The organism is Acinetobacter sp. CIP-A165 (assembly GCF_000367985.1).
Taxonomy (GTDB): domain Bacteria; phylum Pseudomonadota; class Gammaproteobacteria; order Pseudomonadales; family Moraxellaceae; genus Acinetobacter.
Genome location: NZ_KB849202.1, coordinates 1239251 through 1260147 on the forward strand (window position 1 = coordinate 1239251; position 20897 = coordinate 1260147).

Consider the following 20897-nt stretch of genomic DNA (forward strand, 5'->3'; position numbering starts at 1 on the left):
ATGAATGTTTCCGCTTGGTCCATCCGCAACCCAATTCCAAGTATTCTATTATTCATTATGCTTGGCTTGGCAGGTCTGTTATGTTTTCATTGGATGAAAATCCAGCAATTCCCAGATATCGAATTGCCAATGGTGACGGTGACAGCCGCCTTGCCGGGGGCAGCACCGCCTCAACTTGAAACTGAAGTCGCCCGTAAAATAGAAAACTCGATTGCAACTTTACAAGGTTTAAGAAATCAATATACCAATATTCAAGATGGTGTAGTGAGCGTTACCGCAGAGTTCGAATTGGAGAAACCGCTTCAAGAAGCTGTGGATGATGTTCGCAATGCGGTGTCACAGGTTCGCTCAGACTTACCTGCTGATTTAAGAGATCCGATTGTCAGCAAAATCAATCTGTCTGGTTCTCCGATCTTAACTTATGCGATTCAATCACCCAAAATGGACGAAGAAGCATTATCTTGGTTTGTCGACTATGATATTGCGCGTGCCATGCTTCAAGTCAAAGGTGTCGGTGCTGTCTCTCGTGTAGGTGGTGTCACCCGACAAATTGATGTCGAACTCGATCCTGAAAAATTATTGGCGCTCAATGCAACGGCGACAGACATTACCCGACAGCTTCGCTTGATCCAACAAGATGCTTCAGGTGGCGAAACCAAAATTGGCGGTAGTGAACAATCTATTCGTACCATTGCCACCGTAAAAACAGCGGCTGAAATTGGCGCGATGAATATCGCATTGAGTGATGGTCGGCATATCCGTCTAGATCAAGTCGCAACAATCAGTGATGGAATCGCTGAGCGACGTTCTGCTGCCCTTTTAAATGGCCAACCTGTTATTGGATTTGAAATCACTCGGAGTAAAGGTGCCAGTGAGGTTGATGTTGAAAAAGGCGTCATCATTGCTTTGGATAAACTCAAAGCTGCTCATCCTGACATTGAAATCACTGAGGCTTTTAACTTTGTTAAACCTGTTGAAGATAACTACAAAGGTTCAATGTCTCTGCTATATGAAGGTGCAATTTTAGCGGTACTTGTGGTCTGGTTGTTTCTACGGGATTGGCGTGCAACCATCATTGCTGCAACAGCTCTACCCCTCTCCATTTTACCTGCGATCATCGGCATGTATTACCTCGGATTCACTCTCAATATCGTGACGCTACTCGCTATGTCTTTGGTGGTAGGGATATTGGTAGATGATGCGATTGTCGAAATTGAGAATATTATTCGGCATTTGAGGATGGGAAAAACCCCTTATGAAGCCGCAATGGAAGCCGCCGATGAAATTGGGCTTGCAGTTATCGCGACAACTTTTACCTTAATTGCCGTCTTTTTACCGACCGCATTTATGAGTGGCATCGCAGGTAAGTTCTTCGTTCAGTTTGGATGGACGGCATCACTCGCAATTTTTGCCTCACTTTTGGTTGCGCGTTTACTTACCCCGATGATGGCAGCTTATATTCTTAAACCATGGATTGGGAAAATAGACCATCCATTGCCGACCTCATCGATGGAAGATCAAGGTCAAAGAGGTTTGGCCAAAGATCGTGAAAATGATGGTCGCGTCATGCGTGTGTATATGCGTTTAGTGACTTGGTGTTTAAACCATCGTTGGGTCACGCTATTTGGCGCGATTGCTTTTTTTATTGGCTCGCTCATGCTCATTCCATTACTGCCAACAGGTTTCGTACCTCCGCCCGATACAGGACAAACCCAAGTTCGCGTGGAATTAACACCGGGTTCACAATTTTCGGAAACTTTAAAAACAGCAGAATACGCTCGCAACCTGATTAAAGACCATCCTGAAGTTAAAAGTGTTTACACCACTATTGGGGGCGGTGCAGCTGGTACAGATCCATTTGCAGGTGGTGCTTCCAGCGAACCTCGTAAAGCAACACTCACAATTCAAACCACTGAGCGCTCTGATCGATCTGCAAGTTTGCAACAAATTGAGGATGAAATCAGACAACGTCTTGCCCCTCTCCCTGGTGCACGGATCCAAGTCGGTATCGCTGGAAACAACAGTCAATATCAACTGGCACTGTCTGGCGATGATCCAGAGGTTTTGATGGCAACTGCACGTAAACTTGAGCGTGAACTACGCACCATTCCTAATATTGGCAGTGTCACTTCAAGCGCCGCGTTGATTCACCCTGAATTGGTTGTTCGCCCTGACTTTGCCAAAGCAGCTGATCTCGGTATCACCAGTTACGACATTGCTGAAACGCTAAGAATCGCGACCGCTGGCGACTTTGATCAGAACTTGGCCAAGTTGAATTTGTCGCAGCGCCAAATACCGATTGTAATTAAACTTCCGTTGTCGGCACGTCAAGATGAAGCGCTCATTAAGCGCCTCATCATCAAGGGAAATCAAGGTCCAGTCATGCTCGGTAGCATTGCGGATGTAAATATTGAAAGTGGGCCTTCACAGATCGACCGATTCAATCGTATGCGTAATATCAACCTGAATATTGAGCTCAACAATCAACCTTTAGGTGACGTGACTGCACAAGTTGATCAATTACCGATCATGAAAAACTTACCGCCTAGCGTAACACGCACCAATATCGGTGATGCTGAAGTGATGCAGGAGCTATTTTCAAGTTTCGGTTTAGCTATGCTCACAGGTGTACTGTGTATTTATGTGGTGCTGGTGCTTTTATTCAAAGATTTCTTACAACCGATTACCATTTTAGTCGCATTACCTTTATCACTGGGTGGTGCATTCGTTTTACTTCTTTTAGCGAAAAGTAGTTTCTCGATGCCAAGTTTAATTGGTTTGATTATGCTGATGGGGATTGCGAGTAAGAACTCAATTCTCTTGGTCGATTACGCGATTATTGCGCGCAATGAAAAAGGCTACTCTCGTTTTAATGCCTTGTTGGATGCATGTCATAAACGTGCGCGTCCGATTATCATGACAACGTTAGCAATGGGCGCTGGTATGTTGCCGATTGCATTGGGTATCGGAACAGATCCGAGTTTCCGCTCACCAATGGCAATTTCAGTGATTGGTGGGTTAATTACCAGTACCTTCTTGTCGCTATTGGTCATCCCAGTGGTCTATACCTTTATTGATGATATCAATCGCAAGCTGCACAGCTTTAGGAAATCCCAACCCGTGACAACAAAGTCACCGAACTAATGTAAAAAGACGGTCAAATGACCGTCTTTTTTATCTCTATTTTTATTTCTTCGCCAAAGCTTTTTCAATATCGGCTTCCAAAGCTTCTGGTTTCGTCGTTGGTGCATAACGCCCTAAGACCTCACCATTACGCCCAACCAAAAATTTGGTGAAATTCCACTTAATATTACGACTCCCCAAAATACCTTTGGCTTCTCGTGTTAAAAAACGAAAAATTACATGTGCTTCAGGTCCTTTTACATCAACCTTTGCGAACATAGGAAAATCTACACCATAATTGCGTTGGCAAAATGTCCCAATCTCCTTATTGGTACCTGGATCTTGTCCGCCAAACTGATTGCATGGAAAACCTAAAACTTCTAAGCCTTGAGATTTATATTTTTCATAAAGTTTCTCAAGCCCCGCAAATTGTGGGGTAAAGCCACACTTACTGGCTGTATTTACAATCAGCATGACCTTGCCTTTATAATCAGCGAGCGCTTTTATATCTCCCTCTAACAACTCAGCTTCAAACTGATAAATATTACTCATGGATAAGTTTCCTCGTCATTCTTTTCTTGTGTTTTAAGTTGTAATGATGCCGAATTTACGCAATAACGTAGACCAGTCGGTTGTGGGCCATCCTCAAAAACATGCCCTAAATGTGCGTCGCAATCATGGCAGACTATTTCTGTTCTGACCATACCATGAGACAAATCTTCGTGTTCTTCTACTGCAACGCTATCAATTGGGCGATAGAAACTAGGCCAACCACAGCCACTGTCAAATTTTGTTTCAGAAGAAAATAATTCAGCGCCACAACAACGACATACATACACCCCATGTTGCTTATTATTCCAATATTGACCTGTAAAAGCAGGTTCTGTACCTTTCTTACGGGTAATACGATATTCTTCTGGCGATAGCTCTCTTTGCCATTCTCGGTCAGTTTTATTAACTTTTCCCATGACAGATTCCTTCTTATTTCACTATTTAAAATAGAATAATCCTATATTTACGTCATTCATTATAAAATTTCTAGTCTTAACGAAATAAGTTACAAAACACCCATAATTAGAAAGCAAAAAGAAAGCAAAATAAAAAAATATAGTGAGCAATTTTATTTAACATGTGCTTTCAGGAAAGCAAAAAAAATGTTAACCTTACTTCTATTCTTGCTTGAGATTAAAAAATGTCGCAAAAAAAAAGCGTTATTTTTAAAAGTCTACTGCCTGTGATTAAACAATATCAACAGGATGGATTTACGCATGAAAAAATTGTCACATTGCTTAGAGATCAACATGATCTTGATTTAGTCACAACTGAAACATTTAAAAGTTATTTATATCGCTATGCCAAAGTGAACCCTACTCTTTCCGAGAACACCAAGATGAATAACACGATTCAAACCCCACGAGAAATCAAAAAATCTTCTAAGCTCGAGCATGTTTGCTACGATATTCGTGGTCCTGTGTTACGAGCCGCCAATGAAATGGAAGAACAGGGTCATAAAATCATTAAATTAAATATTGGCAACCCTGCACCTTTTGGTTTTGAAGCGCCGCAAGAGATCATCAATGATGTCGCTTTAAACTTGCCAAATGCAATTGGTTACACGGATTCAAAAGGGATTTTCCCTGCGCGTAAAGCTATTTGTCAGTATTACCAACAAAAAGGCATTTTTGATATGCACGTCAATGATGTGTATGTCGGCAACGGTGTCTCTGAACTAATCGTGATGGCCATGCAAGGCTTACTAAACGATGGTGATGAAATGCTGGTACCCATGCCCGATTATCCATTATGGACGGCAGCAGTAAACCTATCTGGTGGTACTGCCATTCACTATAAATGTGATGAAGAAAATTATTGGTATCCTGACATTGCGGATATGGAGAGTAAAATCACGCCGAACACGCGTGGGATTGTGGTGATTAACCCAAACAACCCAACGGGCTCAGTTTATCCACGCCATGTTCTTGCACAAATTGTTGCGTTGGCAAAGAAATACGATTTGATTTTATTTGCGGACGAGATTTACGACAAGATTATTTATGACGGCATTGAGCATGTAGCCGTAGCCGCTTTGGCAGGTGATCAACTATGTGTTTCATTTAATGGTTTATCAAAAGCCTATCGTATCGCAGGTTATCGTGCAGGTTGGATGGCGATTACAGGCAACAAAGCACGCGCAGCAGATTATATTGAAGGCTTAGACATGTTGGCATCTATGCGTTTATGCGCCAACCATCAAGCGCAATATGCTATTCAAACGGCTTTGGGCGGTTATCAATCGATTAACGACTTAATCCGTCCGGGTGGTCGTCTATATGAACAGCGAAATATTGCTTGGGAAATGCTCAATGAAATTCCGGGCGTGAGTTGTGTCAAACCTGAAGGTGCGATGTATTGTTTCCCTCGACTTGATCCAGATGTTTATCCAGTTGAAGATGATGAGGCTTTAATGTTGGATTTATTGAAAGCTGAAAAAGTATTACTGGTACAAGGAACAGGATTTAATTGGCCGACACCAGACCATTTCCGTGTGGTATTTTTACCCGCAGAAAATGAACTACGAGAAGCAATTAACCGCTTAGGCCGCTTCTTAGCCACGCGTCGTTAATCAATAAAATTAAGAGCAATGTCTAAGCTAGACATTGCTTTTTTTTATTTTAGACTCTCGTCTGTAATTTGGGAAAATCGCACCAAGATGATGCAAAACCATGTGTTGCATTACAATCTGATTACAAACAACTGATATTGTTCGTTTTAATCCACTATTCAAACACTATTAATAAAATTATCCATTCAACTATTCGAGCAACTATTAGCCCTCGAAGCGCACCCCAATAAAAAATAAAATGCCAATGATTTAACGACTAAAAATTCAAATAATAGTCGCAATGTCTGGCATAGGCATTGTGTTTCAATGGAAGATAAAATACAGGATTGTCATTAATGATTAATAAAACGGTTAAATCATTAGGGTTAGGATTAACTCTACTTGCTGCATCAGTTTCATTGTATGCAAAAAATAATGTAGTCGTTATCGCAACAGGCGGTACGATTGCAGGTGCAGGTGCAAGTTCGACCAACAGTGCAACCTATACAGCAGCAAAAGTACCTGTCGATGCATTAATCAATGCTGTACCTCAAATCAAAGATTTAGCCAATGTAAGTGGTGTACAAGCGTTACAGATCGCTTCTGAAAATATTACCGATAAAGAACTTTTATCTCTGGCAAGACAAGTTAACGATTTAGTCAAAAAACCATCGGTGAATGGCATTGTAATTACACACGGTTCTGATACGCTCGAAGAAACAGCGTTCTTCCTAAACCTTGTTATTCATACCGACAAACCAATTGTTCTAGTCGGTTCAATGCGTCCATCAACGGCTCTTTCTGCCGATGGCCCTCTCAACCTTTATAGTGCTGTTGCCCTTGCTTCATCTAATGAAGCGAAAAACAAAGGGGTATTGGTTCTGATGAATGATTCTATTTTTGCTGCGCGTGATGTCACCAAAGGAATCAATATTCATACCAATGCCTTTGTCAGCCAATGGGGTGCATTAGGTACTGTGGTTGAAAAGAAACCTTATTGGTTCCGAAATTCGTTAAAACGTCATACCACGACATCTGAATTTAATATTGAAAATATTAAAGGCGATCAACTCCCTGTCGTTCAGATCGCTTATGGTTCTGACTCTATGATTACAGATGCTTATGTTGCTTATGCAAAAGCGGGCACCAAAGCAATTGTAAATGCGGGTACAGGTAATGGTTCAATCGCAAATTACATCGTACCTACATTAAAACAGTTACGTGATGAACAAGGCATTCAAATTATTCGTTCGTCTCGCGTCGCTCAAGGATTTGTTTTACGTAATGCAGAACAACCAGATGATAAATATGGTTGGGTCGCTGCACATGACTTAAATCCACAAAAAGCACGTATTTTGGCGGCTCTTGCACTCACGAAAACCAATGATGCAAATGAGATTCAACGGATGTTCTGGGAATATTAATTAAAGCCTGTAATATTGAAGTTGATGGAATTAAACCGATGTATATGTCTAGATCACATATACATCGGTTTTTTCTTTGCTGTTTAAAATAAAAAGTAGATATGATCTTATTGCAAAAATATTAGACAACAGCCATACACAGAGCATGTTAGAATAATCGACGGTCGTGTTAAGGATAGATTTATGCAGTTTGTTCATCTTGGTATTCATACAGAATTTTCGATTACAGAATCGATTGTTCGCATACCTGATTTGGTCAAAGTTGCCGTAAAAGATGAAATGCCTGCATTGGCACTTACAGATTTATCTAACTTACATGCTGCTGTGAAATTTTATGAGGCTTGCCTAAAGAAAGGTATTAAACCAATTCTTGGCAGTGTGATCCGCCTCAATGATGCTGAACATAGAGCCACTTTATTAGCCATGAGTAATACAGGTTGGAGGAGTCTAACCGAAATCGTTTCTCGTGGCTTTATCGAAGGACAACAGCTCAGCATTCCCTGCGTGCAAAAAGATTGGATACTCGAACAATCTGAAGATTTAATCGTATTACTCGGGCAACGTAGTGATGTCGGGCAAATGCTCTGCTCATCCAACCCGCAAAAAGCTGAGCCATTATTAGAAGCTTGGATCGAAAAGTTTGGTAATCGCGTCTATTTGGCACTCACGCGTACTGAACGTGCTGGTGAAGAGGATTTTATTCAGCAAGCCCTTAAACTTGCAGAAAAATATCAAATTGGTGTGGTTGCACACAATGATGTGCACTTTATCGAACAACATGATTATGATGCTCACGAAGCGCGAGTTTGTATCGCCGATGGTTATGTATTGGGTGATAATAAGCGCCCTAAAAACTTTAGTTCAGAACAATACTTTAAAACTGGCGAACAAATGTCTGAACTATTTTCAGACATTCCGAGTGCGATCGCTAACAGTTATTACATTGCGCAACGTTGTAATGTCGCGTTGCAATTGGGTACTTATTTCTTACCCGACTTCCCGATTCCAGATGGTTATACCATTGATAGTTACTTCGAACATTTATCTCGTGAAGGCTTAGAAGAACGCCTTAATCATCTTTATCCAATTGCTGAGCGCGATGAAGACTGGGCGGAAATTCGCAAGCCCTATGATGAGCGAATTAAGTATGAAGTCGACATTATCCTGAAAATGGGTTTCCCCGGATATTTCCTCATCGTCATGGACTTTATTCAATGGGCCAAAAATAATGGTGTGCCTGTTGGTCCCGGACGTGGTTCGGGTGCAGGATCTTTGGTCGCATATAGTTTAAAAATTACCGATCTTGATCCCCTGCGTTATGACCTTCTCTTTGAACGTTTCTTAAATCCTGAACGTGTCTCAATGCCCGATTTCGATGTCGATTTCTGTATTGCGGGTCGTGACCGTGTCATCGAATACGTTGCTCAAAACTATGGTCGTGAAGCGGTTTCACAGATCGCCACTTTCGGAACGATGGCTGCAAAAGGTGCGATTCGAGATGTCGCACGTGTATTGAGTAAATCGTATGGTCTAGCCGATCGTATTTCAAAAATGGTGCCAACCAAACCGCTTGGTGTTGATTTGGCGACAGCTATCGACATGGAACCGCAACTTAAAGATATTGTCACCAATCCGTCAAATCCAGATCATGACGATGCCGCTGAGATTTGGGAAATGGCGCTCAAACTCGAAGGGATCACACGTAATACAGGTAAACACGCTGGCGGTGTGGTGATTGCACCGGGGAAAATTACCGACTACTCAGCCGTCCTGTGTGAAGCCGATGGTACTGGCCGTGTTGCGCAATATGACAAAGATGATGTCGAAGCCGCAGGTCTGGTCAAGTTTGACTTCTTGGGTTTACGTAACCTGACCGTAATCGAAGATGCTGTTCAAAATATCAATAAACGCATTAAATCGGCAGTTCCTTTAAATATTGTTGATGTGCCATTGGATGATAAAGATGCCTATCTTGTGTTTGCCAATGCAAATACAACTGCGGTGTTCCAGTTTGAATCCGTCGGCATGAAAAAAATGCTGAAGGAAGCGAGACCAAGCAAATTTGAAGAAATTATTGCCTTCGTTTCCCTATATCGTCCGGGTCCAATGGATCTTATTCCAGACTTTATCCATCGTATGCATGGCGGTGAGTTTGAATATCTGCATCCTTTACTTGAAGGCGTATTAGAACCAACCTACGGTATTATGGTTTATCAAGAACAGGTGATGCAGGCTGCACAGATATGTGCGGGCTATACGCTTGGCGGTGCAGATTTACTCCGTCGTGCGATGGGTAAAAAGAAACCCGAAGAAATGGTAAAACAACGCCAAATCTTTACCGAAGGTGCAGGGCAAAAAGGCATTGATGTCTCAACTGCCAACCATATCTTCGACTATATGGAAAAGTTCGCAGGTTATGGTTTTAACAAATCCCACGCCGCAGCGTATGCCTTAGTAGCCTACCATACAGCTTGGTTAAAAGCGCATTACCCTGCTGAGTTTATGGCGGCGGTACTGTCATCGGAAATGCAAAATACCGACAGTATTGTATTTTTAATTGATGACTGTCGTAATAACAAATTAGACGTGCTTCCACCATCCGTAAATATGTCGTTGTATCACTTCCATGCCAGTGATGAAAAAACCATTGTATATGGACTCGGTGCGATTAAAGGTGTCGGCGAACAAGCGATGCAGTCTGTGATCGACTCACGCACCAAAGAAGGTCCTTATAAAGATTTATTTGATTTCTGCCATCGAATTGATCTGAAAAAAATCAACAAACGAACCTTAGAAGCTTTAATTCGTGCAGGTGCATTGGATTGTTTGGGTATTGAACGTTCAAGCCTCATGGCACAACTCCCTGAAGCCGTACAAGCTGCTGAACAAGCGCGAAGCAACCGAGAAACTGGGATCATGGATTTGTTTGGTGAAGTTGAAGAAGTTCAACGCAAACCCGCCAAACCCGTTAAACCTTGGGCTGATGAAGTTCGCCTAAAAGGTGAAAAAGATACGCTTGGTTTATACTTAACAGGTCATCCAATTGATGTCTACCGCCCTGAATTAAAATCATTTGTTCCTGCCAAACTCAATGAACTCACACCGACACGTCGCGGTGTTACCACTGTTTTTGCTGGATTGGTTGTTGACATTGCAAACTTTCCCAACCGTATTATGATCACCTTAGATGACGGTACAGCACGTGTTGAAATCAGTTGTAATCACGAACGTTTCCAACGCTATAAAGAGATCGTTCGACCAGATCAGGTCGTGGTTATTGAGGGTGAAATTTACGAACGTGAAGGCTTCGACCGCCCAATGGCAAGGTTAAGCAAGGCATTTAGTTTAAATGAGATTCGTCAGAAACGCGCCCAAAGTATCCAAGTTCGCTTAAGCCACGATTTAATGACAAAATCATTGGCTAAAGATCTGCAAACTCTGCTTTTACCCTATTGTAATATTGATATGTGCCAACATATTGGCCTACACATGCAAATTGAACAAAGCTTTGCAACAGCAGAATTACACTTAGGTGCTCAGTGGAAAGTTGCACCTCTAGATGAATTGCTGGCAAAGTTGCGTGATTATTTTGGTAAAGATGCAATTTTTATTGAATATCAAGTGAAATCAAAAGCAGCAAAAGTGGCTGAAGCACCTAAAGTCAGTGTTGTTGCCCCACCACCTGAAAATATGTCAATGGATGAAGCTTTAGATCTTTATCAAACTGAAATCTCTCAATATTCTTAAATTTGGATGATATATGAACCTGTTTGACTCAAACAACGTGTCCAAACATTTGGATCATGTGCGTATTGTCATGGTCAATACGACACTACCTGCAAATATTGGTAGTGCGTTACGTGCAATGAAAACAATGGGGCTATCTAAACTTGTCTTAGTTGCACCCAAAACTTATCCGCATCCAGATATTGATGCCTTGGCAGCAGGCGCTCAAGACCTCATTGAACAGATCGAAATTGTGGACACTTTAGAAGACGCGATTCAAGACTGCCATTTGGTTTTTGGTACCAGTGCGCGTAGTCGCACGATTCCTTGGCCATTACTTGATGTTCGACCTGCTGCAAAAGAAGCTTTGCAAGCCGCAAAGCAACAACAAAATATTGCGATTGTCTTTGGTCGTGAAGATCGTGGCTTAACCAACGAAGAATTGGCTTTGGCAAATTATCATTTAACCATTCCTGTTGATCCTGAATATGGCGTGCTCAATGTGGCTCAAGCCATTCAGGTGGTTTGTTATGAGTTACGTATGGCTGCCCTTGAACAAAATACGCAAGCGCTCAGCATGCCAGATGACCACATGCAACTCAAACAACAACAAAGTATGCAGTGGGATGAACCTCTCGTAAATCAACAGCAAATGGAAGAGTTTTATCCCCATTTAGAAAAAATGCTCACAGAAATTGAGTTTTTAGATCCAAATAATCCCCGTTTACTTCCATTACGCTTGCGTCGTTTATTTGGAAGGATACAATTAGATCGTATGGAATATCATTTATTACGCGGAATATTTAGTCGAGTGCAAGCACTTGCGAATGGTTCGTGGAAAAAAAACACGAAGGAGGATCAGTCCAATGATTAAACAGCTCAAAGAAGATATCGAAGCTGTATTTGCACGTGATCCTGCTGCACGCAATACACTCGAAGTTTTGACCACTTATCCAGGTATTCATGCATTGATTATGCATCGCATGGCACATGAATTATGGAAAAAAGAATATAAAGGCACTGCCCGCCTGCTCTCGTCTTTTAGTCGCTTTGCCACAGGTATCGAAATCCATCCGGGTGCGAAAATCGGCAAACGTTTCTTCATAGATCATGGCATGGGTGTTGTGATTGGTGAAACTGCTGAGATTGGCAATGATGTCACCCTATACCACGGTGTGACTTTAGGTGGTACGACGTGGAACAAAGGTAAACGTCATCCCACTTTAGAAGATGGCGTGGTAGTTGGTGCAGGAGCAAAAATTTTAGGGCCTTTTACTGTACATAAAGGTGCTAAAGTCGGTTCCAATGCTGTAGTAACAAAAGAAGTCCCTGCTGGTGTAACCGCTGTAGGTAGTCCTGCTCGTTATATTTTCAAACAACCAGCAACAGTAGAGCAAACTGAACAAGAAGCACTGCGTCGAGATTATGCAGAGAGTATTGGGTTTGAACCCTATGCAACAACTGAAGAGCAAGCTGATCCAATTCTAGAAGGTATTCGTGTTCTACTTGATCGTATGCAGAACAATGAAAAACGTATGAATACGCTTTGTCAAAGACTCTCGCTACTTGACCCAACATTTAAAGGTCAGAACTCTAAAACTCAACCGTTTAGTAAAGAAGAGTTAAAAATCATTGAAGAAGTTCGACGAGAATGTGAAGCGCAAAGTATTCCATCAAAAACGGAATAAATTATAAAAATACAACATGCCACACATTGCAAGTTGGTTTCGCTTTTCCTAGACTAGCGAAACCAACTTCTTTTACCACCTTACTAGAATTAATGGATGTAGATCATGAATTTTAAGCCTTTGGCATTACTCGTACTTTCAACCTCATTTCTAACGGCATGCGGTATTGCGCCAACCAAAAAAGAAAGTGTTGCTGAACCTTTTGTATTTAAAGAACCTGATCCTACTCCAGCTTTTTATGCTTTAAATCCAATCCAGTATGATGCGCCTCCAAGTTTTGAAATGGCGATCAAAGATGCCACAGCTCAGCCTGTGACCAAAATGGTGGTTTCACTACAAAATGATCCGTCTAAATCAATGACTTTGGATGTAAACAAACTTATTGTTCCAACGATTGATAGCAAACAACGTAGTATGAAGTATGCCGTACTCGCTGGTGATAATGAAATCGATGTCACTGAAATCGATGATTTTTTACAATTGGTTGAAGGTAAGGCTCGTCATTACCCACCACGTTTCCCTGATCGTCAGGAACGTAAAGGTTATGAAACTAAACTCAAAGAAATTACCCATAAACTCGATGCTTTAGCAGAAAAACCAAATGCATCATTTGATGTATTAACACGTGCGTTTAAAGCCAGTGTGATGGCGCGCAACTTAGATTTGGGTACATCTTATACTTCTAAATCTTTAAATTATGCACAACGTATTCTTGCCATTAGCCCAAATGATCCCGAAATCAATTTCTGGTTCGGTTTTGGTTTATCTGAAGGTGGCGGTCAACGTGAAGCGATTCCGTATTTAGATAAAGCAATCAAAGGCGGAGTTCAAGAGGCTTATCTTTCTGCTGCTAATAACTATCTTTGGTTAGAACAGAAGAAAAATGCAATTCAAACCTTAAAGAACTATAAAATTAAATTTCCTGATGAAGCAGAAGTCGCTGATCGTTTAATTCGTGAAGTAGAATCTGGTAAACGCTGGAATGTTTGGCAAGTCATGAACTAATTTCATCTTCGCTTTAAATATAAATAGGCTGTCTAGTACAGCCTATTTTTTATTCATTGAAAAAACATCTTATTTCAGTATTATAACAACAACCAATCTCGTGACCTGTGCTGATCCATGATGCAAGCATTTACCCTCAATAAACATCTATTTGTTATCAGTTTACTCAGTACCCTCATGTTCAGTGGATGTCAGGTTGTTAGCCTAAAAGAACAAGCATTGAATGTCACCATTGCCAATGAACGTAACAGCATCTTGACACAAAAAAAACTCAGTGAGGCTAGCCTCAATGTGCTTTCGATGTCAGGTAAAGCCGCTAAGATTTGTATGGAAACCCCCAATGAATGCGTAGCTGATTTACATGAAATCCCACAAATATTAGATGAACAATTACTATCAACCGCAAGTGAGTTATATCTTGCCAAAGCCATGGCGTTATCAGAGTCATCTGCATGCAAAGTCAGCAAACTGACCAAGCATAAAGCTGAAGAAGAACAAAAAACGATCCAACAAGCTTATGAGCAATGTTTAGATCAAGAACTCGATGCTTTGGATAAAACGATTCGTTACAGTTATGCCTATTTATTTAAAACGACTCGCCAGCCACAAGAGCGTCTATTTGATAACCGTCAGGTACAAATTCGGGATTTCTATAATCAGGCGTTAGCTAGACTGGTGCAAGTTCACAAAGTTCGATACCCTAAACAAGCATTTGAACCAACGATTAAAATTGGAAAAAGCACCTATTCACTTGATTTAAATGAATATCAACGTTTACAAAATGAGAGCCTAGAACAGTTTGTTTCTAGCTATAACATGAACTTCTCAGGCTTACGTGCACTTAACCGTCGTGATGGCTTCGGTTCTGATTTTGTTGCGGTCTTTGCCACGTCAGACCGTAAGCATGATAACCAATATATACTCGATCCATTAAACTATGACTTCCCTAATGGCATAAATCCCAATATCCATCCAGCACGTTATCTGGCTTCGACCATCATTGCCCAACCAAAAAAAGCTGCTGCAACTGTCAATGATGTTTTAACCAGTCCTGAATTTGAAATTAAAGCTTATGATCCTTATAATACTGAAAAAGTAACCATCGCAGGTAAACCCTACTCACTTGCAGCAAATTTTTCTGCACCGTATGGACTTTGGTTAGCAGAAAATAATTTAGGTGCGGCAGCATATTTAAGCTTGATTGATCGAGATCAGCGTTTAACCATGCCACATCTATACATGTTAGAGCCGTACAACCCAAATAAGAAAATAATCGTGCTCGTTCATGGTCTTGCAAGTAGCCCTGAGGCTTGGATTGCGGTCACCAATGATATTATGGGTGATACTGTTTTACGTGAACAATATCAAGTCTGGCAAGTTTTTTACTCAACCAACATGCCAATCTTAGAAAGCCGTTTTCAGATTTATGCATTATTAAAACAGGCATTTTCCTCATTAAATCCCCAAGATGCCGCAGCAAAAGATGCTGTTCTCATTGGTCATAGTATGGGCGGGATTATTAGTCGACTTCTGGTCAGCGATGTTGATCTATCCAAACAAGCGTTAGCAATGATGAGTAGTCGTCAACAAACCCAACTGAGAAAGCATCCCGCGATTAGCGAACGACTCAAAATGAAGCCAATTACAAACTTTGATCGAGCTATTTTCTTGGCTTCACCACATCGTGGTACGGATTATGCTGATCGTTGGTTTACTTTAGCTGCGCGTAAAATCATTCGTTTACCCGCAACTTTCTTAACCACGTTGGCGGATACATTGACCAGTGATGATATGGAGCTTAAAGACTTTGTAAAAACGCTGACCAGTGATGTTATTCAGAATGGCCCAAGTGATTTAAGCAAAAAATCAAAATTCATGGAATTGACTGCCGATATTCCACCTGAAAAAGGCTTAGTTTTCCATTCAATTATGGGCAATATTACCAAAAGTGACGATCCCAATATCATTACTGATGGCATCGTTCCTTATAAAAGTGCGCATTTAGATGGTGCTGTCTCTGAAAAAATCTTACATGGTGGACATTCAATACAGGAAACGCCTGAAGCAATCTTAGAATTACGTCGGATTCTGCGTCAACATCTTGTTGATCATGGTTTATATAAACCTTAACGCAATAATAAAAAATGCCCAAACGCAAGTTTGGGCATTTTTATAAGAAAATTACGAACTGTTAATTACCCGAACGAATCATATAATCAAAAGCAGAGAGTGATGCTTTAGCGCCTTCACCCGTCGCAATGATGATTTGTTTGTAAGGCACAGTGGTACAGTCACCCGCAGCGAACACACCTTTGACATTGGTTTCATTACGATCATTCACCATGATTTCACCACGATTACTGAGTTCAACTGCACTGTCTTTTAAGAAATCGGTGTTTGGTAATAATCCAATCTGAACGAAGATCCCTGCAAGCTCTACCGTGTGTTCAATATCAGTTGCACGATCTTTATACTTCAAGCCAGTGACTTGAGAACCATTACCCAACACTTCTGTACTTAATGCGTTCAGAATCACGGTGGTATTTGGCAAACTATTTAATTTGTTCTGTAACACTCGGTCAGCACGAAGTTTGGTATCAAATTCCACCAACGTGACATGCTCAACGATGCCAGCAAGGTCAATTGCTGCTTCCACACCTGAGTTCCCGCCACCAATCACTGCAACACGCTTACCTTTGAAGAGTGGGCCGTCACAGTGCGGACAATACGCCACACCACGAGTACGGTATTCTGCTTCACCCGGTACATTCATTTCTCTCCAACGCGCACCTGTAGAAAGAATGATGGTTTTTGATTCGAGCTTAGCACCATTTTCAAGTTCAACTTCAACCAAGCCAGTTGCTGTTTGATCCGCACCGATGATTTTGCTGACACGTTGCAAGTTCATGATATCGACATCATATTCACGCACATGCGCTTCCATCTCGGCAGCAAACTTAGGGCCGACAGTTTTTTGTACAGAGGTAAAGTTTTCGATATCCATGGTATCCATCACCTGACCGCCAAAGCGCTCTGCCACGATACCGGTATTGATCCCTTTACGAGCCGCATAGATCGCTGCTGTTGCCCCAGCAGGACCTCCACCGATCACCAAGACATCAAAGGCATCTTTGGCATTGATCGCTGCTGCATCTTTTTCTGCTGAGTTTGTGTCTAACTTGGCAAGGATTTCTTCCAAAGTCATGCGACCTTGACCAATGTGTTGATCATCTTGGAATACCATCGGTACAGCCAAGATTTTGCGTTGTTCCACTTCGTCTTGGAAGAATGCCCCATCAATCATGGTGGTAGTGGTATTTGGATTGTTGATCGCAATCAAGTTCAATGCCTGAACCACATCTGGACAGTTATGACAGCTCAATGAGATAAACACATCAAAGTTTGCCGCAAGATTTAAGCCTTTAATTTGGTTTAAAGCCTCATCAGAGACTTTAGGGGCATAACCAGACACTTGTAACAATGCCAAGATCAAAGAAGTGAACTCATGTCCCATCGGTAAACCAGCAAAGAATACACGTGGCTGTTCACCTACTTTCGCCACCCCAAAACTTGGACGACGAGCATTTGAACCATCAAAACGTGCGGTCACCTGATCAGACAATTCTGCAATCTCAGTGACAAGTTCTTTGATTTTTGCGGCTTTGTCGGAATCATCTAAAGCAGCAACCAATTCGATCGGACTTTCTAAACGTTCTAAGTAAGCTTTTAATTGCGTTTTAATATTTTGATCTAACATCGATGTCTCCAAATTCTCAACAATTCAAGTCGGCTAAATTCATTCAATGAGGCTATAGTACGCAAAAGCACTAAATAGGTAAAACAGTATGTTTTTATGGGTTTGATCGGATAAACCGAACGCAGTTTAACTACACATCAAGTTTATGCGTAATTCGATCACGTCGATTTTTCAAATGTTTAGCAAGCGTATATAGGATTCCACTTAAGCCAAGTACAAGTGCAATCATTCCCCACAAGATGACATTCACGATTCTTGAGAACTGTTGCGCCTGTTGAGCACGTGTATCTAATGCCTGTGTCGTCGCTGTAACGCTTTTACCATAAAGTTGCTGCTGCATCACCCATAATTGCTCAGGCTGAAAGTCATATTGATTAAATTGAATTGGATTATTTTTTTCAGCTTCAACGAGCTGATTGACATAGACATTTGCTGTCTTACGGTCAACAGATGGATGTAACAACGCCACCTGAGCCAACACATAGGCTTTTTCTGTTGGAGAGATATTGGTTCGCTGTAAATCTTGAGCAATTTGACTCTCAATAATATTGGTTCGATAACTCATCCATTGTTGATATGCTTGTTCAGTGTCATCGCTCCAGTCATATTGCAGATAACTTAGACCTGACCAAATCAAAATAAATGCGATCAACCATGCGACAAAACGTTGCGTCCATGATTGAAAACGGCGTTGAAAAAACTTCAGTTTCTTTGCCCAATATACAAGCAAAAAAGCACCAATCAGTGCCCCAAAAACTTTAACAAACAGCCACCCTACCCATGACAACAGATTAAAGAAATAATCGATAGGCTCTTTAAAAGGGATTAAATCTTGTACGTGATAAGGTAAGTCTAAAACTTGAACATGTGTAGAAAGATCAAAAAACCGATATATCATCTCTTTTTGAAAAAATAAGGAGACCCCAATGGCTATCACCAAGGTCATACTGAGAAAAAACCAGATCATAAGATGACTTTGGCGCTTTGCTAAAGTCTCTAAACGTTGCTCTATCGGTTGAACACTAAAGTCATCTATAGGTGACAATGATTTTTCCTCTTATAACATCAAGACTTTGGCGAATTTTGCCCACTATTTTCCAGTACCAAGTGATTTAGATTGTCCTGCAAGGCACGTAAACGAGTAGTTGCCTCAGCACGTTTTTGCATACCTTCTTTCTGGATTTGGATCACATCATTTACTGTATTAATGAGGGTGTTTTGTACATGTTCAAGCGTTTCAACATCAATCACTGAACGTTGATTAGCCTTGGCAGTATCTACTGAGTTTTGATGCAACAATTCAGCATTACGGCGTAATAACTCATTGGTTGTGTCATCAATTGCTTTAGCAAGTTGCACACTATTTTTTTGCTCTTGCAATGAAATTGCTAAGCTAATCTGATTTTTCCATGCAGGTAAGGTAATATTTTTAATCGCATAAAACTTGTCGACTAGCATCAGGTTATTCGATTGAATAATACGAATCATCGGCAAGGTTTGCATGGCTGAGTGTTGCAACACCTGTAAATCACTGACTCTTTTTTCAAGATTATTCGCCAAATGATTTAAATCATAGACTTTTTGCGTTGTTTGTTGATCTTGCTCTTGTACAGTTAAGGTCGAGATTTGCTGTTGGATGTCATGCTGTTTAAGCTGACCAGCTGCGATATAAACACCAAGTTGTTTATATTCCTCTTGTACTGCATCAAACATTTTATCCAGTGTACCCACACGTGCTTTCAAGCCCGATTGAGAACTTTCGATCTCTTTGACCAGCGCATCGATCTGTTCTTTTGTGGTATTAAAATGCTGATCAAAGCTTTGTTTAGCATTTTTAAACTTACTCAGTATCCCACCAAAAAAACCTGAGCTTTTTGATTTATTTAAGATACTCGAAGTATTCAGTTGTTGGGCAACCTGTACGACTTCATTTAACTTCTGCCCAGTTGCATCCAAATCCTTATTTTGTACAAGGCTCAGCAACTCATCAGTATAGGTTGAAGTCTTGCTGGCAATATTCTTTCCATACTCCGCCACAACTGTGGTACTAATATCATTCAGTTCTTTGTGCGCACTCATCACTTCAGCGAAGTCTTGTGGCTGTAAGCCCAACTCTTTTAAATTGAGTTGCTCAAATCGTTGCTCTTGATTCACAACTAACTCGTTTGATGATGGTTTTAACTCTGAGTTTGACATAATGCTCCCCTCTTATTTCTGTAATGATTTCTTCAGATTTTGGATTAGATTTTCTCTACTCTTATCGAGCTGTTCAAGTACAGCCGAAGAATTTGACTCACGACTTTGCTTTAAATGATATTGCCACGCAGGAATTAAAACTTGCTGAGCTTCTTTGAAACGGTCTAATAGACTAAAAGACAAATGCTGAGACAATTGCATCTGTTTCATTGCAATATCATTGCTCGCCTGTAAGGTTTGTAAAGTATTAATTTTTTTTGAAAGCCGCTCTACAAAATGATCAAGTGTTTGCTGTTTGCTAAATGCTGGATATTCGCTTAAAAACTGCTCTGCCGCCACAATATATGCTGCCATTTGCTCTCTTAGGCCCAACACTTGTTGTAATCGAGATTGAGATTTTTGAATTTCAATCTGTAATCTTTGGCTTAAATGATTGGCTTGCTGAATAAGTTGATCTAAATCTTTGACATATTTGACTTGACCAGCATCATATTCAATATCAATGCCTAACCATTTCTGTAATGCATTAAATCTTCTACCGCCTACATACTTCTTTGATTGCGATAATTGCTGAATGATTTGAGTGATCACTTCACTGAGTTGTTGGTTGAGTTTGGGATCAACCCCATTCAACAAGACACTTTGTGCTTGAACCAAATGATCGGCATAATGATTCAAACGATGAGGATCGTTGAACAAAGGCAATAAATCATTACGTTTAATCGCTAAAATATGTTCTTGATTTGATTCAATTTGCGATAAAGGGGTAAGGTCAAGCGGTATAGTCATATCTGTAGAAATTAGTCAGAACAAATAAGTTTGAACAGCTTAGTTGTAGCATGTTCTGACTCTTTCGCATACTGAAATGTTGTTATGATTTGCAGTATTTGTCGTTGTTATTTTTAAAATTATTCTAAGATTTTTGTGGTATCGCATAGGTTCCGATAACGTGTGCCACAGCTTCTTCCTCATCACCAGAATATAACCAAACTTCACCTGTCACTAAAGTTTTGCCCACTTTAATCAATTTACAAACTGCTCGTATATTCTGACCTGCTTTGGGCTTACGAAAAAAGTTAATCGTCATATTGGTTGTGACTGCCATGGCAACCAACCCTAAATGCCCCATAATCGCCACATACAATACAAAATCAGCCACCAACATTAAGGTCGGACCTGATACTGTCTGACCAGGACGCAAATCCTCCTGATCAACTTGATATAACAACTCCGCACCTTTAGGTGTTATCGCTTCAATACTACATTTTCTGAGTGCTTGTGGAAATTCTTGAGCGAGAAAGTCAATAATTTCATGTTTCGTAATTGTCATTTGCGACCTAATATCGATTTTCAAAAGTTTTAATTGTGTCAGTGAG

The 20897-nt window shown here is 40.8% G+C and carries 15 protein-coding genes; 8 read left to right on the forward strand and 7 right to left on the reverse strand.

What is annotated here, in order from left to right; genetic code table 11:
- On the forward strand, nucleotides 1-3144 hold the full coding sequence (locus tag F991_RS11395) for an efflux RND transporter permease subunit (RefSeq protein ID WP_004671490.1): 3144 nt from the start codon (nucleotides 1-3) through the stop codon (nucleotides 3142-3144).
- Nucleotides 3145-3186: 42 nt separating this feature from the next.
- Here F991_RS11395 and F991_RS11400 read toward each other — a convergent pair whose 3' ends face one another.
- Both F991_RS11400 and msrB read right to left on the reverse strand, forming a co-directional pair.
- Nucleotides 3187-3675 carry a glutathione peroxidase gene (locus F991_RS11400; RefSeq protein ID WP_004671491.1) on the reverse strand — a complete coding sequence of 163 codons (489 nt, stop codon included), beginning with the start codon at nucleotides 3673-3675 and terminating at the stop codon, nucleotides 3187-3189.
- Nucleotides 3672-4091 carry a peptide-methionine (R)-S-oxide reductase MsrB gene (msrB, locus tag F991_RS11405; protein ID WP_004671492.1) on the reverse strand — a complete coding sequence of 140 codons (420 nt, stop codon included), beginning with the start codon at nucleotides 4089-4091 and terminating at the stop codon, nucleotides 3672-3674. The genes F991_RS11400 and msrB overlap by 4 nt, the downstream gene beginning before the upstream one ends.
- A 224-nt stretch (nucleotides 4092-4315) precedes the next feature.
- Between msrB and F991_RS11410 the strand changes: the two genes are divergently transcribed.
- The 7 genes from F991_RS11410 to F991_RS11440 all read left to right on the forward strand — a co-directional run bounded on the left by F991_RS11410 (nucleotide 4316) and on the right by F991_RS11440 (nucleotide 15698).
- Nucleotides 4316-5746, forward strand: coding sequence for a pyridoxal phosphate-dependent aminotransferase (locus F991_RS11410; protein ID WP_004671494.1), 1431 nt, complete (start codon nucleotides 4316-4318; stop codon nucleotides 5744-5746).
- 335 nt (nucleotides 5747-6081) lie between these two features.
- Nucleotides 6082-7149, forward strand: coding sequence for an asparaginase (locus F991_RS11415; RefSeq protein WP_004671495.1), 1068 nt, complete (start codon nucleotides 6082-6084; stop codon nucleotides 7147-7149).
- 183 nt (nucleotides 7150-7332) lie between these two features.
- Complete coding sequence (gene dnaE, locus F991_RS11420) at nucleotides 7333-10896, forward strand: DNA polymerase III subunit alpha (RefSeq protein WP_004671496.1); 3564 nt, start codon at nucleotides 7333-7335, stop codon at nucleotides 10894-10896.
- A 13-nt stretch (nucleotides 10897-10909) separates the two neighbouring features.
- Nucleotides 10910-11749 (forward strand): RNA methyltransferase, encoded by an 840-nt coding sequence (locus F991_RS11425; RefSeq protein ID WP_004671497.1) that lies wholly within the window; start codon nucleotides 10910-10912, stop codon nucleotides 11747-11749.
- Entirely contained in the window at nucleotides 11742-12563 is an 822-nt protein-coding gene (gene cysE, locus F991_RS11430) for a serine O-acetyltransferase (RefSeq protein WP_004671499.1), read from the forward strand. Before F991_RS11425 ends, cysE begins: the two co-directional genes overlap by 8 nt.
- A 105-nt stretch (nucleotides 12564-12668) precedes the next feature.
- Complete coding sequence (locus F991_RS11435; RefSeq protein ID WP_004671500.1) at nucleotides 12669-13568, forward strand: ABUW_2363 family tetratricopeptide repeat lipoprotein; 900 nt, start codon at nucleotides 12669-12671, stop codon at nucleotides 13566-13568.
- A gap of 120 nt (nucleotides 13569-13688) precedes the next feature.
- Complete coding sequence (locus F991_RS11440; RefSeq protein WP_171063443.1) at nucleotides 13689-15698, forward strand: esterase/lipase family protein; 2010 nt, start codon at nucleotides 13689-13691, stop codon at nucleotides 15696-15698.
- 61 nt (nucleotides 15699-15759) lie between these two features.
- Here F991_RS11440 and ahpF read toward each other — a convergent pair whose 3' ends face one another.
- The 5 genes from ahpF to F991_RS11465 form a co-directional block, all read right to left on the reverse strand.
- Entirely contained in the window at nucleotides 15760-17325 is a 1566-nt protein-coding gene (gene ahpF, locus F991_RS11445) for an alkyl hydroperoxide reductase subunit F (protein WP_004671503.1), read from the reverse strand.
- Between the two features lie 130 nt (nucleotides 17326-17455).
- Nucleotides 17456-18370, reverse strand: a complete 915-nt coding sequence (locus F991_RS11450; RefSeq protein ID WP_004671506.1) for a hypothetical protein — start codon at nucleotides 18368-18370, stop codon at nucleotides 17456-17458.
- 20 nt (nucleotides 18371-18390) lie between these two features.
- Nucleotides 18391-19521 carry a toxic anion resistance protein gene (locus F991_RS11455; protein WP_004671508.1) on the reverse strand — a complete coding sequence of 377 codons (1131 nt, stop codon included), beginning with the start codon at nucleotides 19519-19521 and terminating at the stop codon, nucleotides 18391-18393.
- Nucleotides 19522-19533: 12 nt separating this feature from the next.
- Nucleotides 19534-20310 carry a hypothetical protein gene (locus F991_RS11460; RefSeq protein WP_004671510.1) on the reverse strand — a complete coding sequence of 259 codons (777 nt, stop codon included), beginning with the start codon at nucleotides 20308-20310 and terminating at the stop codon, nucleotides 19534-19536.
- 124 nt (nucleotides 20311-20434) lie between these two features.
- Nucleotides 20435-20851: a PaaI family thioesterase gene (locus tag F991_RS11465; protein ID WP_004671511.1), complete on the reverse strand. Its 417-nt coding sequence runs from the start codon at nucleotides 20849-20851 to the stop codon at nucleotides 20435-20437.
- Between the last annotated feature and the right edge of the window lie 46 nt (nucleotides 20852-20897).